Below are 15,411 nucleotides of genomic sequence, written 5' to 3'. Positions count from 1 at the left end.
CACTAGCTCTCCATATCCAGAGCGAGAGCATAGGCCACACGCTCGCTTTCGGTGAGTTTGACCTTGAGCGCCTGCGCATAGAGTTCCTGGAACTCTGGCATGTCGTGCAACTCGTCCGCCTTGGCGCGGTGCCAGGCGAGGCCGGTTTGGTGCAGGTCGCGCAATCTGTCGTCCTGCATCAGTCTGTCATATTCCGCGCGCAGGCGCGGGACGTTTCGTTTGATCGTGAGGTCGCGAAAATCGGACCAGTCCATGCGGATCCAGTAATTGATCCCGATGGACCGATCGACGTGCAGCGCGCGACCCCGCTGACGTTTGATCAGGAAACTTTCGGCGGAGCGCAGCGCGTAGTGGTTGAGCTGAAGCAGATCGTAACCAATTGTTTTCTTGGAGCTTCTCCAGCCGTTTTTCGCAGCGTCCCGCGTCATGTCATGGCCTGAGCCGTTGACCCAGCGCACTTTGTCCTCGAACTCTTCCTGCAATTGATTTGGGCGGTGGCAACTGAATTTGCGATAGGCACCGATGTTCTTGAACATCGTCTTGAAGCCCCAGACCGTGTGCGGTTTCGGGCAATAGGCGGGGGCACAGTGATCGAACTGGTCGATCACAAAATCGTCGCTCAGTTCGGTCACGCCATTGTGCCCAAAAAGCCGCCAGGTCATCGCAACATTGGTGGCATCCGGCACCTTGTCAAAGAAATCGTCCAACGTGCCGTTGCCGGTGCGTACGTTTATGAATTCGTCCACGTCGATGTGGATGATCCATTCGGCGTTTTGGATCACCGGTTCTTTCTGCGACTGGTTCAGCGCGAATTGCTGAGGCGAGTTGCCGCGCCAGTCGTCATTGTTGCGGTGCTGCAGCACGCCCATCTCTTGCAACCGGTCTAGGATTTCGGATGTCCCGTCCTCGCAACCGTTTGTATAGATGAGGAAATTATCCACACCGATGGCGCGGTGATAGGCGACCCATTCGACGATATAGGGCGCTTCGTTCTTCATGCAGCCGACGATCACGCGGCCTGACGATACTTTGGGCAGCTTGCGCGGCTTCATCGGTTTGTAGGGCTGCGCCTCTTCGTCTTCCTTGAGCTTGATCAGGCCGTTGTGCGGGTTGATCTGGGTCGACAGCACGATTTGATGGTTTACCTCAACCATCTTCAAGAGGCGCGCGCGGGCATCCTTGGCCGCGTCGTCCTCCGCGGCCTGCGGCAGGATCTCGTCGAATTTGGAGGCGGTGTGCGTGGCCGCGTCACGGCTGGCGCGCAGTTCGGTGGCGTTCACACCGTTGCGGCGCAGGCGAAAATCGAATGCGGTCAGGTACTGCGTGGCGCGGAAACCGCGTTTGGGGTCGGCTTCGGTCCAGTTGTCTGTCTTGTCCGGCACGTCCCGCAGCACCTCTTTGAGGTCGGGAAATTTGCGGATCAGGGCAGTGTTGTCAGTCTTGAACCGTTTTGAAACGGCGTGCAGGCTGCCCGGATCAATGGGTTTGCCGCCCACTGCAAACTCAGCCCGCAACAACCGCCAGAAATCTCGTGGGATGTGCAGGTCCGTGGCTTGCATGTAACGGATCAACACGTCGTTGAATTGCCGTGTACGCGTCACCATCGGGGCAGGCGGGACGCTGTCGGGACGTTCGGCATCGACCTTGCCGATCGCGATGTCCGTGCCAAGGATCGCGTTCAACTCCTCGCCACCGTCTTCGGAATACAGGTGGTCGACGTCCAAGGGCCGCAGGGTCACGGATTTCTTGCCGAACACACCTTCCCAGAAGGCCAAGAGCGCCTTGTAGTCCAGCCAATGCGGCGGGTGCTGCACATGGTTGAACAGACCAAACAGCGGATCCGCCGCTTCGTAGCGGGCAAGCGCGCCATCCCACCATGGCTGATCGCTGTCGGCCAACGCCAGTTCCGGCGTCAGGTCAAAGCGGCGCCCTTCAAGCACGCGGTTCGAATAGTGCGCCGCCAACAGACGCGCCTGTTCGCTTACATGCGCAACGATATGGATGTCGTCACTGTGCGGGGAGAGCAGATCGTGCAGGCGCTTGAGCTCGGTATCCTGACACAGAAGGCCGCCAAAGTGACCCGAGGAAAGCACAAGGTGTTTCGGCTTTTTCTCAGCCGCATCCGCCAGTTGCTGGGTGATCTCACCGAACAGCGCATCCTGTGCCGCGCGCCGTTCGAACCCGCGCTTAAAGCGCACAATGCTTGATTGATCCTCGTCCGCCACGGCCATGTAGGCGCGGATGTGGTTCCAGTCGGGCACGATCACCCCATGCTTCTCCAGCATCTGGGATTTGGTTTTGAGGATCGTGCGGAAGCGGGCAGAACCCTCTTCGGTTGGTCCGATCAGAACGGTGATCCGCATATCTTTACTACGCCTCTTGGGTCATTGCGTCGGTGGCGTCCTGTTCCGCCGCGTTGGTGTTGGCGCGGCCCCACCACGGCAGGTCGCGGCCCAGAAACGCACTGATCTTTTCGGGTGCATCCACATCTGCCACGTTGAATTCCAGCAGCTTGTCCGTACCGGCAAACACGTGTCGGCAGAACGCATAATGTCCTTCGATCCAACGCTGGATTTCCGGCACGGTCTTGCCATAACCAAACGGAAGGCCGGGCACATATTGGCGGGGCAAGCGCCGCTTGCCCAGACTGTTCCAGCGCAACATGCTTTCGGCTGTTTTCTCGGGATCGCGGGCCGACAGCAGGAACCGTGCATCCGGGTGCTGGTCCATGATCGCGCGCAGCACGCCCCAGTCTGTTTGCGGCCAGAAATTGTGTCCCGGGACAATCGCGCTCATCTCGGTAATGGCGCCGAAATCGCTGAATTCGGCCAAGGGGTCGCCGGTTTCGAAATACCCTTTGTAGACAAGCTCGCCCACGAGCTGATTGTGATGCGCTTCGTTGTCTGTCTGCGCCGGTCGCACCCGCCAGTCCGCGACCTTGAGGCCAGACCGCCGCAACGCGCGGCTGAGCGTCGTTGTCCCGGTTTTCGGCAGCCCGAGGTTGATCACAAAACCCGCGCTCATGCCGGCAACCCGATCAATTCGCGCAAAGCCGCCTCTTGCGGGGCATAAAGGCTGGCGTTCTGCACCATGGTGCGCAGGTCCTGAAAGGTCTCGATCTCTTTCAATTCAGCGGCGCGGGTGGCGTGATGATGCACCGCCTCTTCGTGCAGATCACGGATGCCGGGCAGCGCCATCAGCGCGTCCATTTCGGCCCGCAATTTTGGCAGATACCCCAGGATACTGTCGTCTTCCCACGAGGCGTCATTGCGTTCGCGCCAATAAACATCGTCGAAATAGCGGTAGTCGCGGTTCACGTCGCCACGGTCATTCTTGACCATGTAGCTGTCGAGCGAACGCAGCGCATAATGGTTGAGCGTCGCAAAGCGCCGCGCACCCTTGGCCGGAAATCGGTGAATGCGGCGTTTGTTGCCCGCCTTCATGAACACGGGCGGCACCTGACGGCCTGCGCCGTCGGTCCATGCCGGTTTGCGCTGTCCGCGCGGCAGGTCGCGCAGCACAAAAGGCCGGTGCGCGCCAAAGCGGCGCAATGGGAAATCCTTGCGCATCAATGTCTTGACCTCAATCGCGGTGTCGCCGCACCACAGGTCGGGATTGTGGCATTTGGTGAATTGTTCGATTACGGGGCGGTCTTCGAAATCCACGACGCCGCCATTGGCCATGAACTGAAACGTGATGGAAATGGCGCGGGGGTCGCCGCAAGCTTCGATCAGGTCAGGGATTGTATGCCCGTCCACATGGATGTTCAGGAACTCGTCCACATCCGCGATCCACTGCCAGTCGGCCTGCTGTGTGATCTTTTGTTCACGCGAATCCGTCAACGCCTCCATTTGCAGGGACCGGCCTTTGGCGGGGTTGGGCAGATGTTGCACCACGCCGTGTTCCATCAGCTTGTCCAGCATCCGGTCGGTCGCGTCCGTGCAATCGTTGGAGTAGAACAGGTGATCGGTGACGCCGATCACATGGTTAAACCCAATCCACTCCAACAGGAACGGGCCCTCGTTCTTGACACAGGTCACCGCCGTTATGCGCATGATGCGTCCGCTCCCGTTCTGAAAGTCATACCGCCTGCCACTTTGGTCTCTCGGGCTATTTGTGCCCCGAGATGATTAATTTTCTCTGGGCACCATGCCATTTTGCGCGAATCAGGTCAACGACGCGGGGTTGACCTTGGGGGTGGTGGGTGCACGTTGGACGCAGGGGAGGCAAAGATGCACCAACCAAGTTCGATTGACGCGGTCCAGGCGATGCTGGCGGACCACGGATATGTCTGCGACCGGGCCTTGGGCACTGTCGTCTTCCTAAGCCTGTCGCTGGGCCGACCGCTGTTCCTTGAAGGGGAGGCGGGCGTGGGCAAGACGGAAATTGCCAAGGCGCTGTCGGCGTCACTGGGCCGACGCCTGATCCGGTTGCAATGTTACGAAGGGTTGGATGCGTCGTCGGCCGTCTACGAATGGAATTTTGCCGCGCAGATGGTCGCCATTCGCACAGCCGAAGCGTCAGGCGGTGCGGACCGTGCCGCGCTGCAAACGGAGCTTTTTTCGGATGACTATTTGATCGAACGCCCACTGCTCGAAGCGATGCGGCCAGATGAAAACGGCGCGCCGGTCCTTCTGATTGACGAACTGGACCGCACCGATGAACCGTTCGAGGCGTTTCTGTTGGAGGCATTGTCGGATTTTCAGGTGACGATCCCAGAATTGGGCACCGTCTCCGCGCCGGAACCACCCATCGTCATCCTGACCTCGAACCGAACCCGCGAGGTCCATGACGCGCTCAAGCGGCGGTGCCTTTATCATTGGGTCGACTACCCCGATTTCGACCGCGAAATGCAGATCCTCGAGGCCCGCGCGCCCGAAGCGGCGGCAGAACTGAGCCGCGAGGTCGTGGCGTTTGTCCAGCGGCTGCGCACCGAGGACCTGTTCAAGAAACCCGGCGTCGCGGAAACCATCGACTGGGCCAAATGCCTGCTTGCGCTTGATGTTCTGACCCTCAGCCCCGAAGTGATCGCGGATACGTTGGGGGCGATCCTGAAATATCAGGACGACATCCAAAAGCTGCAAGGCTCAGAAGCCAAGCGTCTGTTGGACGAGGCCAAAGCGTCACTGGAGCCTGCATAGCCCCATGCCGGTCGCGCCCGTGATCCATATTGGCGGCTGGCCCGGCGCAGGCAAACAGACAATTGGACATGTGGTGGCCGACCGGTTTGGTGGCCGGCTGATCCACAATCATCTGATGCTGGATGCCGCCCGCGCGATTTACGCCCGCGACACGCCCGAAAGCGTCGCCATGCGCGAAGAGGTGCGAGGCGTCATCTTTGGCCATGCACTTGCGTTGCCGCGGGATGTGCCGATCATCCTCACGGACGCGCTGGCGGATGAACCCGCAGCTGTGCCCTTGTTCCAGCCGACACTGGACCTTGCCCGGGATCGGGGTGCGGTTCTGCGTGTTTTCGTGCTGACACTGTCAGTTGCGGAAAACCAGCGCCGTTTGACAGACCCTGCGCGACGCGGTGGGGCCAAACTGACAGACGGTCAGGTGCTGCAATCCCTGCGGGATCGGCAGGCGCTTTTTGTGCCGGACGGGGCTGTGGTCCTGGACGTGACCGAGATGACCGCAAACAAGGCCGGGGACGCGATTTGCCAGTGGTTGGAGCACTGGGATGCCTGAATACGCACCACTTGAGCTGCCAGAGAACCCGCGCCTTGCGGGCAACATCACGCATTTTGCCCGTGCCCTGCGCCGTGCAGGTCTGCCCATTGGACCCGGTCGGGTGCTGAACGCGATTGAGGCGGTGACGGCGGCCGGTTTCACGGAAAAGCGCGACTTTTACTGGACGCTGCACGCTTGTTTTGTCTCCAAGCCCGAACAGAGGTCGGTCTTTGCGCAGATCTTTCGCCTCTATTGGCGCGATCCGCGTTATCTGGAGCATATGATGGCCGCCATGCTGCCTGCGATCCGGGGCGTACAGGAGGACCGCAGCGCTCAAGCCGCAGAAAAACGCGCGGCAGAGGCGCTCTTGAACGGCGCAGGCGCGGATGTGGACCTGCCCGAGGACGAGCCGGACGGGACAGAAATCGAGATTGACGCCTCGCTCACCATGTCGAACGAGGAACGGCTCAAGACGCTGGATTTCGAACAAATGAGCACCGCCGAAATGGCGCGGGCCAAAGCCATGCTGTCGCGTATGGAGATGCCTGTGGACCCAATTGCGTCGCGCCGGACGCGCGCGGCGAACCGGGGCCGTATTGACCCGGCGCGCACCTTGCGCGCGTCCATGCGTCGGGGCGGGGATTTGCGCGATCTGAAATGGAAAACGCCCAAGCTGCGCTATCCGAACCTCGTCACGCTGTGCGATATATCGGGCTCCATGAGCCAGTATAGCCGCGTGGTGCTGCATTTCCTGCATACGGTGTCGAATGCCAAGGGGGCGGGGTGGGCGCGGGTCCACGCGTTTACCTTTGGCACACGGCTGACCAATATCACGCGACACCTGCATCAGCGCGACGTGGATGCGGCCCTGCGCGCAGCAGGGGCCGAGGCGCAGGATTGGGAAGGCGGCACGCGCATCGGCGCCTGTCTGGAGGCGTTCAACCGCGACTGGTCGCGGCGGGTGCTGGGGCAGGGGGCGGTGGTGCTGTTGATCACCGATGGGCTGGACCGGGGCGACCCGCAGGTTCTGGAACGTCAGATCGAGCGGCTGCACCTGTCGGCCAAGCGCCTCATCTGGATCAACCCTTTGTTACGTTGGGAAGAATTTGCACCGCGCGCGCAGGGCATTGCGGCGATGCTGCCGCATGTGGATGCGTTCCGCGCAGGCCATTCCGTGGCCTCGCTCGAGGATCTGGCCGCGATGATCACACGCCGGGACGATGTGGGCGAACGGGACCGCCTGCTGGGGATGTTGCCAGATTGAGCGCGCATACGCGCGCACGCCATGACCTATCTGGCGCTTCGGGGCTCACCAAAACCAAGGTGTCAGAGCCGCCCTCGCCTGATCTCTGGCGTGACAGAGCCGTCTGACCTTGCCAAGCAAAATAGCCGTCTCCCCGCGGGGCGGGGCCCCTCGGCGATTTTGCTTGGCAAGGCCCGCCGTCCCCGTCTCTTGGAGATCAAGCGAGGGCGGCTCCGAAACCAAGGTTCAGGCAAAAATGTCCGCGAAGGTGCTGCGGTAGAGCGCGGACAGTTCGGCAAGCGGCGCGCTGGCCGTGTTGGAGAACCAGACCGTGTCGGACGTGAATTTGCCCACCGACTGGATTGGCACGCCCGCACGGCCTGCGGCGATCATCAGCGCTTCGGCCTTGTCAAAGCTGCACGCAATCAGGTAGCGCGCCTGATCCTCGGCAAAAAGAAACGCGCTGTCGTCGCTGTCGAGCCAGACGCCGACGCCCGCCGCTTCGGCCATTTCGAAGGCAGCGAGCGCTAGGCCGCCGTCGCTGAGGTCGGTGCAGGCGTTAATGTAATCGCGGTTGTCGCGGATGAAGTCGCCATGGCGTTTTTCAGCTTCGAGATCGACCGGAGGGGCGTCCCCTTCGGTGCGGCCAAAGACTTCTGCCAGCATGGCCGATTGGCCCAGATGCCCTGTGGTCTCACCCACAAGGAGCGCCACGTGACCGTCACGCACATCGCAGCCGATCATCTCGTCCGGCGTGGCAATCAGGCCCACGGCGCCGATGGTCGGCGTCGGCAGGATGCCCTTGCCATCAGTCTCGTTGTAAAGCGATACGTTCCCGGACACGATTGGCATATTCAGGGCACGACAGGCTTGGCCGATGCCGTCGAGCGCGCCGACGAACTGGCCCATGATCTCGGGCTTTTCGGGGTTGCCGAAGTTGAGGTTGTCGGTTGTGGCCAGCGGCGTGGCTCCGGTGGCTGTGAGGTTGCGGTAGGCTTCGGCCACGGCCTGTTTGCCGCCCGTGACCGGATTGGCCTGCACGTAACGGGGTGTGACGTCTGACGTGAAGGCCAGCGCCTTGTCGGTGCCGTGTACGCGCATGATGCCAGCGCCCATGCCGGGGATACGGGCGCTGTCGGCCATGACCATGGTGTCATATTGTTCGTAAACCCATGCCTTGGCGCTGTAATTCGGGCTTCCCAGCAGCGCCTTGAGCGCGTCGACGGGATCGACACCGGGCACGTCGCCCAGAGCTTCGGCGGCTTGGGTTGGGACCCAAGGACGGTCATATTCGGGGGCTTCGGACGAGAGTTTGGACAGCGGCAGGTCCGCTTTGACCACGCCGTCATGTTCGATGACAAAGCGGTCTTCGGGGATGGTTTCGCCCACGATGGCAAAATCAAGGTCCCATTTGTCGAATACCGCCTTGGCCTCGGCCTCAAGCTCGGGACGCAGCACCATCAGCATACGCTCTTGGCTTTCTGACAGCATCATCTCGTAGGCGGTCATGTTCGCTTCGCGCACGGGCACCGCGTTGAGGTTCAGCTTGACCCCCAGACCGCCTTTGTCGCCCATTTCGACCGCCGAACAGGTCAGGCCCGCAGCCCCCATATCCTGAATGGAGATCACTGCACCTGTCGCCATCAGCTCAAGCGTGGCCTCCATCAGGCGCTTTTCCGTGAAAGGATCCCCCACCTGCACGGTGGGCCGCTTTTCCTCGATCGTGTCGTCGAATTCAGCTGATGCCATGGTTGCACCGCCCACACCGTCCCGGCCCGTCTTGGCCCCAAGGTAGACGACAGGCATACCGACGCCTGAGGCGGCGGAGTAAAAGATTTTGTCCGCATCCGCGAGACCGGCGGCAAAGGCGTTCACAAGGCAATTGCCGTTATAGGCCGGATCGAACCGGACCTCGCCACCCGCACACGGCACGCCAAAAGCGTTGCCATAGCCGCCGATGCCTTCGACCACGCCATGCACCAGTTGGCGCGTCTTGGGATGGGACGGCGCGCCGAAACTGAGCGAATTCATCGAGGCGATGGGGCGTGCGCCCATGGTGAACACATCTCGCAGAATGCCGCCCATACCGGTGGCGGCGCCCTGATAGGGCTCGATGTAGGACGGGTGATTGTGGCTTTCCATCTTGAAGACGACGGCTTGCCCGTCACCGATATCCACCACGCCTGCATTCTCGCCGGGGCCGCAGATCACCTGCGGTCCGGTGGTTGGTAATTTTTTCAGATGCAGCTTGGACGACTTGTAGGAACAGTGTTCGTTCCACATCGCCGAAAAGATGCCAAGTTCGGTAAAGCTGGGCTCACGACCTATGATCTCGAGGATGCGCGCGTATTCGTCGGGCTTGAGCCCGTGAGCCGCTATCAGTTCCTCTGTGATCGCTGGTTCCGTCATGTCCCGCATCCCCCGGCCGTTTCGCAAGTTGGCGCGTTCTTAACGACGCCGGGGAGGAGGGGGAAGGGGGCGTGTTGACTTAGCGACGTGGGAGAAAGATTGTGATCGGCCCGGAGCTGTCAGATGCGGGCGTTTGCGCCTTGTTGCGCAAGCGCTGCGTCGTGGCGTCCAACACCAGTACGCCGTCCCGCAGGCTGAGTTGATCAGCGGATGTCGTGATGACCACGTCGCGCCCGCGAAACCGGAACACGGACCCTGTGCGATTGAACAAAAACAGGCGCGTGTGTCTGGATCCCACCCGCACACCGTTGCTGACACCCACGAAATCACCATCGGATGTCACCACGCGCAGTCCGCTCTGGCCGGTGATGGTGGCGATGTCAGACTGGCTCAGTTCGGCGGCGGCCATGCCTGCGGGCAGGGTCAGAAACAGAGCGGTGGCGATGCCGGTGGCAGCGGTTTTCAAACGGGACATGTCAAATCCTCCTTGTTGCGTTGGGCATGAGGTGGAGGGTGCAAGAAGCGCTTGAAAGGGGGCGTCACGCGGATGTGCGAAACGTAACAATTTGGTCTGCGGTGCGCCCTGAGGGGTTGGGCGCACCGCCTGTGGCGCTTAGCGCCGGGGAAGGATGATGTCGATCATGTCATCATCCTTTTTGACCTTGGTCGCCTTAATCTTGATCCGCTGAGCGTCAGAGTTCAGGACGATGGCGTTGGCCTGCAGGCTGATTTCGCTGGTGGGGGTGCGGATAACAACGTCTTTGCCGCGCAGCCGAAACAGGGAGCCCTGCGAAGGGCGCAAAAAGATCGAGGCACGGTCGCCATTGACCGAAGCACCATCGATCGTGCCCACCAGCGCGCCGTCAAGCGAGACCACGGGCACGCCACGCAGCTTTTCAAGCTGGACCGCCTCGGCGGCGGACAGTTCGGCATGGCTGCTTGTGGCTTGTACGCACAGGCCAAGCGCAATCAGGGCGGACAGGAAGAGGGGGGAGCGTGTCATCGTAGGGGTCCTTTGCATGTGTCAGTACAAAGGTAACGCGCAAGGGCGGCGGTTTAGTCGGTCATACCGCCATGTTTTTTGCGCAACCCGTGGGGCAACGTCACCGGCGTGGCAGGTTGATGGTGATCGGGGCGTCTTCGGTCTGGACGAAATTGGCGCGGGTCCGCACGCGCAACCGATCCGACGACAACACCCACGCATCATTGATCAACGTGATGTCAGTGGCGTTCGTGTTCAGGACAATCGGTTTGCCCAATCGGCTAAAGACGGATCCGGGCACCGCATCCAGAAACAGCCGTATTCTGTCGGCGGTAACAGACCCGCCATCGGTTTCCCCTACCAGCGCGCCGTCAGATGTGAGCACCGGCGCGTTGCGCGACTGGCGCAGCAGGTCGCGTTCAGCGGTGCTAAGTTCTGCGCTTGCTTGCGTCGTGAGTGCGGCCAGCAGGCTGACGGTCGTGAAAAAGCGGCGCATTTGTGTATCCTCCGAACTGGTATGGTCAAGATACGTGCGACACGGCCACCCGGATTGCGCAGTCACGGCTTTGCGCGATCAATCGCCGGGTTTTCCGCCACCCGCACCGCCTGCCGCTGCCGCAGCATCGGCCTGATCCATTGCGGTTTGCGCCGCTTCTGCGGCGGCCCCGGCGATGGCCGCACGGTCGTCGCTGTCCAGCTTGTCATGGTCATCAAGACCCGGAATGGCCACGCGCACCTCGCGGCGGGCAAAGTCGATGCCGTTTTCTTCGAACTTCTTGTTCACGCGGGTCAGCAGTTCTTTGCGGATGGTGAACTGGGTGCCGGGTTTGGCCATGAATTTGCCGCGCATCACGATGCCCACATCGTCAAATTCCAGAACACCTTGTGACTTGAAAGGTTGCAGGAAGTCGCCTTTGAACAATTCGTCTTCCATCATCTCGGCCCCAATGGTCTTGAAGATCTTCTTGACCTTGTTGGGGTCGGTGCCGAACGGCACGGTAAAGCGCAGCTTCATAATCACCCAGTCTCGGGAATAGTTCGTGATCTTGGGGATTTCGCCGTAGGGCAGCGTGTGCACGGGGCCGCGGTGGTGGCGCAGTTGCATCGACCGTATCGAGATTTTTTCGACCGTGCCCATGGTGCCATCCACTTCGACATATTCCCCCGTGCGGAACGCATCGTCGATCAGAAAGAAGATGCCCGATACCACGTCGGTCACCAGTTTTTGCGCGCCAAAGCCGATGGCCAGACCGACGATACCGGCACCGGCCAGCAGCGGCGTTGTATCAATGCCGACATTGCCCAGACCAAGCAGGAGGAAAACAACGATGATCGCGGCTCGGCTGACACCGAGGATCAGCGGCAGCACCGTGGACAGCCGCGAACCGCCAGCGCCCCCGCCTTCGCCGCCAACCTCTTCTTCGTCCGGGTTGTATCCGGCGGCGGTCTGTTCAGCGGCCAGTTTGCGATTGATGAACAGCGACACAACCTCGTACACCAGATAGCCCACCGACAGGATCATAAGGAACTCGATCAGGTTGGCGGCAACGCGTTCCCCGACACCGGCACTGGCCAATGTCGTGGCAGACATCCCCCAAAAGGACGCCACGGCCAGCAACACAAGACCAAACACAACAACCCGGCCAATGCGCACATAAGACCTGCGGGTCGAGACATAGGCCCGTTCAGCCACAGGGCCTTCGCCGGTCATGGGCGGAGCGAGGTGGCGCACCAGCCCGCGAATGGCCGTGTCCATGGCGGGTGCAAAGGTCAGCAGGACCATGGTCTTGTACTGGGGCACGCTGTCCAGCAAAGCAAAATTGCCGTAGCTGACAACGATATTGACCACCCACCATGTTGTCAGCGCCACGATGATGCCAAATGCGGGATAAGCGCGCGCGATCCAGTCTTCGGCCGGACTGAGATCGTCATAGCCGCCGCGCATCATGTCCACGGCTTCGTCCCAGTAGCGCCAGAACAGCAGGGCGACATACAGGTGGACCGTGAAATTGATCCACCCTCCGATGCGGGTTTCGCCCACAGGTACGCCATTGGCCACGTTGAATGGCACAATCACCTGACCGATGCCCACAACCATGCCCAGCCAGAACATGTGAAACACCATCGCGCGCGCGGTTGCATCCGTTGCGGTCACGATCCGGTAGTCCGGGGCGCTGGGCGCCATAAAGAACCGCCCCACAGCGGCGGCCATGCGCGGCAGGCCGATCAGCCAAGGTCCCACAAGCATAAAAAACGGATGATAATAGCCCGGCACCGCGTAGCGGGTGATCTGGCTGGCCGCCACCATGAAGATTGCAACAGACACGATTTCACTGGTCAGACGTTTGGCCAGCGGCACAACGGCGGCGCGGATGTTGGGCGACCGGTCGTTGACCGGCGGCAGAACCAGCCAGCTCCGGATCAACCGGCGAAAGGCAAACTCAATCCCAAAGGCCCCCGCCAGAACCATGACAAAATATCCGGCCATCGCCAGCAGACCATTTCCCCCCACGAAGCTGGCAAAGGTGGAAAAGGCGCGGGCCTGTTCTGTGAAAAGCAGGGGCAACCGTTGAACCGCGATTGTGATCTGCTCGAACGCGCCAAGCGTGGCATGGTAGATAAAGTCGTCTATCTCATCGGCGGCACCGGCGGCATCATCCACTGCCTGCGCGTTGAGTTGATCCAGCAGCAGGGCGCGCACCTCGGCATCGCTGAGCCGCGACAGCAGCGCGTTTGCGGCATCTTCGGTCAGCGGGTCGGGCAGGGCGGGCACGGCGTCTTGCACGGCGCTGCCTGATCCCGGAACAAGCGATTGCGCAGGGGCCGCTGTGGCCAGCACGCAGACCAACAGCGCCCACAACAGACTTGAAACAACACGCATAGTGGCCCCCCACGTATTCTTGTCACCGCGTGGGCGCACCGACGCTGGCATTTTATTGCATCACACCGTGCGGGGCGGGGCGCAGTTGATCAAGGGGCAGAACAAAAAAAGGCCGAGCACGAAGCTCGGCCAAGTCCAACAGGGAGGTATGAAGATGACGCGAAACGCGCCGCTCTCTTCATCACCCGAATTAGTCAGAGTGCAGTTCACAATCAAGTCGCGGGCACTGACGGTTTTTCATGCCCGATATGCACGAAATGCATAGCTTTTGCCTAAAAATCAGACAATCTGCTTTTCTTTCAGGCCCTTGCGGTACGCTGTGATCTCTTCTTGGACGAAATCACGGAACGCGGCAATCCGCTGGGACTGACGCAGTTCTTCTGGATATGCCAAAAAAACAGGCACATCTGCCGACTGAATCTCGGGCAGAACGCGGATCAACCTGTCTTCGTCAAGCGACACATAGTCGGGGAGAATCCCCAGACCAAGGTCCTGCAACACGCCCTGAAGGACGCCAAAGTAATTGTTGACCGTCAGCAGCGACCGCACGTCGTAGGTCAGCAGATGCTGGGCAAGACTGGCACTTGCACCGACTTGGGTCGCATTCACGCTCTGACAGATCAGGCGGTGCATGGACATATCTTCGGGCACTTCGGGAACGCCGTTTTCGTCCAGATAGGCTTGGGTGGCAAAGACCTGCATTTTGACCGTCATAAGCCGTTTGCGGATCAGATCGGCCTGACTGGGTTCTTTCATGCGGATGGCCACGTCGGCCTCGCGCATGGGCAAGTCCAGCACGCGCTCTTCCAGCATCAGATCAACGCGCAGGTCGGGGTATTGCTCGTAGAGCTTGGCCAGACGCGGGGCCAGCCACAATGTGCCAAAACCGATGGTGGTGGTGACGCGCAGGTCGCCAAACACTTCTTCTTCGCTGTCGCGAATGCGGGCCGACGCCGCATCGAGCCGTTTGTTCATCGCGGATGTCGCGTCAAACAGCAACTCGCCCTGTTCGGTGAGGATCAGACCGCGCGCGTGACGATGAAACAGGGTCGCGTTCAGCGATTCCTCCAGCGCGCGGATCTGGCGGCTGACAGCAGATTGGCTGAGGTTCAGCCGGTCGCCCGCATGGGTCAGGCTGCCTGCGTCGGCCACGGCGTGAAATATGCGAAGTTTGTCCCAATCCATCGCGCGCACATTACGCGAATGGGCGCGCGTCTCAACCGGGATCGACCTTCGGACGGCCAAAAATGCAGCGAAAGCCGCGGTACACCAGACCTAGCGCGCCTTGATGTGCTGAATTTCGGTCGGGACGGTTGTGATGAAGTCGGGATAAGGCATTAATCCGCGCGGGTCGTCTTTGACCTCAAGAGTGCGGACATTGTACAGCTTGCTTTGATCCGCCAGAGGGCCGACGAAGCCCCCGTACCGTACACCGATAAATCCGGTGCGCCCCACGTTCATGGTGCCGGGCACGCCGCCGGGATAGGGCCGGAACGCTGGTCCGACCTTTCCTGATGTGTCGGCCATGTATTTTGCGTTGGCCCGGATGATCTCGGCCTCGACCAGATTGACAATGCGCACCAGGTGTTGCGGGTTGTCCGGATAGATCACGCAGGTTTTGCCCTCGCCTTGTTCATAAGCGACGTTGTGCCCAACTTCATGTCCGTACTGGGTCGCAAAGCTGTGAAATTTGTGCATGATTTTGTGCTGGTTCAACACCGGCGCAAGGGTTGAGAAAAACGCGATCAGATCAAGGGGGTGGCAGCCCACATGCATCTTCCAGCCCTGCACAGAGCCGGGGTATCCGTACTTGGCCAAATCGACCTTGTACCATTGACCCGGCGCCTTTGGCTTGCTGAAGCATGAGGTTTTGGTCATGACGCCGCCATTGGACGGGATCAGCCAATCGTTCTCGAACTCTTTGCTGAAGATGCTTTTCGAGTAATAGACCGTCTGCACGAGCTTCTCCGCGATTTTGTCGCGCTTATTCTTGAGCAGGTTCAACTGGAACTTGTCGCGATCTGTTTCCACCGCCTTTAGCTGCGCCGCGAAATCCGGATCGTCCGCAAACATTTCGTCAAAGACATCCGTGCCTGCGTCTGTGTTTGTCGTTTCTTTGGGGTCCGTATCTGGCATCTGTTTGTGTCTCCGGGCTGGGCGGCTGGATCGTGAAGCAAGGTTCACAAGGGTAACCCGGCGTCCGGGCGGTCTATTCGGCGGTAC

General features: G+C 60.6%; 13 protein-coding genes. 3 read left to right on the top strand and 10 right to left on the bottom strand.

Annotation, left to right across the window (positions count from 1 at the left end; genetic code table 11):
• Positions 1-2: 2 nt before the first annotated feature.
• Genes Q1A85_RS07820 through Q1A85_RS07810 form a run of 3 tightly spaced genes read right to left on the bottom strand, consistent with a single transcriptional unit; the run spans position 3 to position 4,055 of the window.
• The gene (locus tag Q1A85_RS07820; RefSeq protein WP_299687044.1) at positions 3-2,363 is read right to left on the bottom strand and encodes a glycosyltransferase family 2 protein; all 2,361 of its coding nucleotides are present in this window, start codon (positions 2,361-2,363) and stop codon (positions 3-5) included.
• A gap of 7 nt (positions 2,364-2,370) precedes the next feature.
• A complete protein-coding gene (locus Q1A85_RS07815; RefSeq protein ID WP_299687042.1) occupies positions 2,371-3,024 on the bottom strand; it encodes a sulfotransferase in 654 nt (217 codons plus the stop codon).
• Positions 3,021-4,055, bottom strand: coding sequence for a glycosyltransferase family 2 protein (locus tag Q1A85_RS07810; RefSeq protein WP_299687040.1), 1,035 nt, complete (start codon positions 4,053-4,055; stop codon positions 3,021-3,023). The genes Q1A85_RS07815 and Q1A85_RS07810 overlap by 4 nt, the downstream gene beginning before the upstream one ends.
• Before the next feature lie 177 nt (positions 4,056-4,232).
• Here Q1A85_RS07810 and Q1A85_RS07805 point away from each other — a divergent pair, with 177 nt between their 5' ends.
• From Q1A85_RS07805 to Q1A85_RS07795, 3 genes are read left to right on the top strand one after another with little or no spacing between them, the layout of a single operon-like run.
• A complete protein-coding gene (locus tag Q1A85_RS07805) occupies positions 4,233-5,141 on the top strand; it encodes a MoxR family ATPase (protein ID WP_299687038.1) in 909 nt (302 codons plus the stop codon).
• Between the two features lie 4 nt (positions 5,142-5,145).
• Positions 5,146-5,691 carry a hypothetical protein gene (locus Q1A85_RS07800; RefSeq protein ID WP_299687036.1) on the top strand — a complete coding sequence of 182 codons (546 nt, stop codon included), beginning with the start codon at positions 5,146-5,148 and terminating at the stop codon, positions 5,689-5,691.
• Positions 5,684-6,937 carry a VWA domain-containing protein gene (locus tag Q1A85_RS07795; RefSeq protein WP_299687034.1) on the top strand — a complete coding sequence of 418 codons (1,254 nt, stop codon included), beginning with the start codon at positions 5,684-5,686 and terminating at the stop codon, positions 6,935-6,937. Before Q1A85_RS07800 ends, Q1A85_RS07795 begins: the two co-directional genes overlap by 8 nt.
• Before the next feature lie 225 nt (positions 6,938-7,162).
• Here the strand turns inward: Q1A85_RS07795 and purL are convergent, their stop codons facing one another.
• From purL to Q1A85_RS07760, 7 genes are all read right to left on the bottom strand, one after another.
• Positions 7,163-9,325, bottom strand: coding sequence for a phosphoribosylformylglycinamidine synthase subunit PurL (purL, locus tag Q1A85_RS07790; protein WP_299687032.1), 2,163 nt, complete (start codon positions 9,323-9,325; stop codon positions 7,163-7,165).
• A 79-nt stretch (positions 9,326-9,404) separates the two neighbouring features.
• Positions 9,405-9,800 carry a hypothetical protein gene (locus Q1A85_RS07785; RefSeq protein WP_299687030.1) on the bottom strand — a complete coding sequence of 132 codons (396 nt, stop codon included), beginning with the start codon at positions 9,798-9,800 and terminating at the stop codon, positions 9,405-9,407.
• Between the two features lie 138 nt (positions 9,801-9,938).
• Positions 9,939-10,328, bottom strand: a complete 390-nt coding sequence (locus Q1A85_RS07780) for a hypothetical protein (RefSeq protein WP_299687028.1) — start codon at positions 10,326-10,328, stop codon at positions 9,939-9,941.
• A 100-nt stretch (positions 10,329-10,428) separates the two neighbouring features.
• Positions 10,429-10,803 (bottom strand): hypothetical protein, encoded by a 375-nt coding sequence (locus Q1A85_RS07775; RefSeq protein ID WP_299687026.1) that lies wholly within the window; start codon positions 10,801-10,803, stop codon positions 10,429-10,431.
• Between the two features lie 78 nt (positions 10,804-10,881).
• Positions 10,882-13,188, bottom strand: a complete 2,307-nt coding sequence (locus tag Q1A85_RS07770; RefSeq protein ID WP_299687024.1) for a mechanosensitive ion channel family protein — start codon at positions 13,186-13,188, stop codon at positions 10,882-10,884.
• A 279-nt stretch (positions 13,189-13,467) separates the two neighbouring features.
• Positions 13,468-14,373 carry a LysR family transcriptional regulator gene (locus Q1A85_RS07765; protein WP_299687022.1) on the bottom strand — a complete coding sequence of 302 codons (906 nt, stop codon included), beginning with the start codon at positions 14,371-14,373 and terminating at the stop codon, positions 13,468-13,470.
• Between the two features lie 90 nt (positions 14,374-14,463).
• The gene (locus Q1A85_RS07760; RefSeq protein WP_299687020.1) at positions 14,464-15,324 is read right to left on the bottom strand and encodes a hypothetical protein; all 861 of its coding nucleotides are present in this window, start codon (positions 15,322-15,324) and stop codon (positions 14,464-14,466) included.
• Between the last annotated feature and the right edge of the window lie 87 nt (positions 15,325-15,411).

This window comes from uncultured Tateyamaria sp., assembly GCF_947503385.1.
Classification (GTDB): domain Bacteria; phylum Pseudomonadota; class Alphaproteobacteria; order Rhodobacterales; family Rhodobacteraceae; genus Tateyamaria.
This window is presented reverse-complemented; position numbering and strand designations above follow the sequence as displayed.

Bases quoted from the DNA above. Each gene is read 5' to 3' on its own strand.
- Q1A85_RS07785 (WP_299687030.1), bottom strand. From the start codon at position 9,800: ATGTCCCGTTTGAAAACCGCTGCCACCGGCATCGCCACCGCTCTGTTT.
- Q1A85_RS07815 (WP_299687042.1), bottom strand. From the start codon at position 3,024: ATGAGCGCGGGTTTTGTGATCAACCTCGGGCTGCCGAAAACCGGGACA.
- Q1A85_RS07770 (WP_299687024.1), bottom strand. From the start codon at position 13,188: ATGCGTGTTGTTTCAAGTCTGTTGTGGGCGCTGTTGGTCTGCGTGCTG.
- Q1A85_RS07780 (WP_299687028.1), bottom strand. From the start codon at position 10,328: ATGACACGCTCCCCCCTCTTCCTGTCCGCCCTGATTGCGCTTGGCCTG.
- Q1A85_RS07765 (WP_299687022.1), bottom strand. From the start codon at position 14,373: ATGGATTGGGACAAACTTCGCATATTTCACGCCGTGGCCGACGCAGGC.
- Q1A85_RS07805 (WP_299687038.1), top strand. From the start codon at position 4,233: ATGCACCAACCAAGTTCGATTGACGCGGTCCAGGCGATGCTGGCGGAC.
- Q1A85_RS07795 (WP_299687034.1), top strand. From the start codon at position 5,684: ATGCCTGAATACGCACCACTTGAGCTGCCAGAGAACCCGCGCCTTGCG.
- Q1A85_RS07810 (WP_299687040.1), bottom strand. From the start codon at position 4,055: ATGCGCATAACGGCGGTGACCTGTGTCAAGAACGAGGGCCCGTTCCTG.
- Q1A85_RS07820 (WP_299687044.1), bottom strand. From the start codon at position 2,363: ATGCGGATCACCGTTCTGATCGGACCAACCGAAGAGGGTTCTGCCCGC.
- Q1A85_RS07760 (WP_299687020.1), bottom strand. From the start codon at position 15,324: ATGCCAGATACGGACCCCAAAGAAACGACAAACACAGACGCAGGCACG.
- Q1A85_RS07800 (WP_299687036.1), top strand. From the start codon at position 5,146: ATGCCGGTCGCGCCCGTGATCCATATTGGCGGCTGGCCCGGCGCAGGC.
- Q1A85_RS07775 (WP_299687026.1), bottom strand. From the start codon at position 10,803: ATGCGCCGCTTTTTCACGACCGTCAGCCTGCTGGCCGCACTCACGACG.
- purL (WP_299687032.1), bottom strand. From the start codon at position 9,325: ATGACGGAACCAGCGATCACAGAGGAACTGATAGCGGCTCACGGGCTC.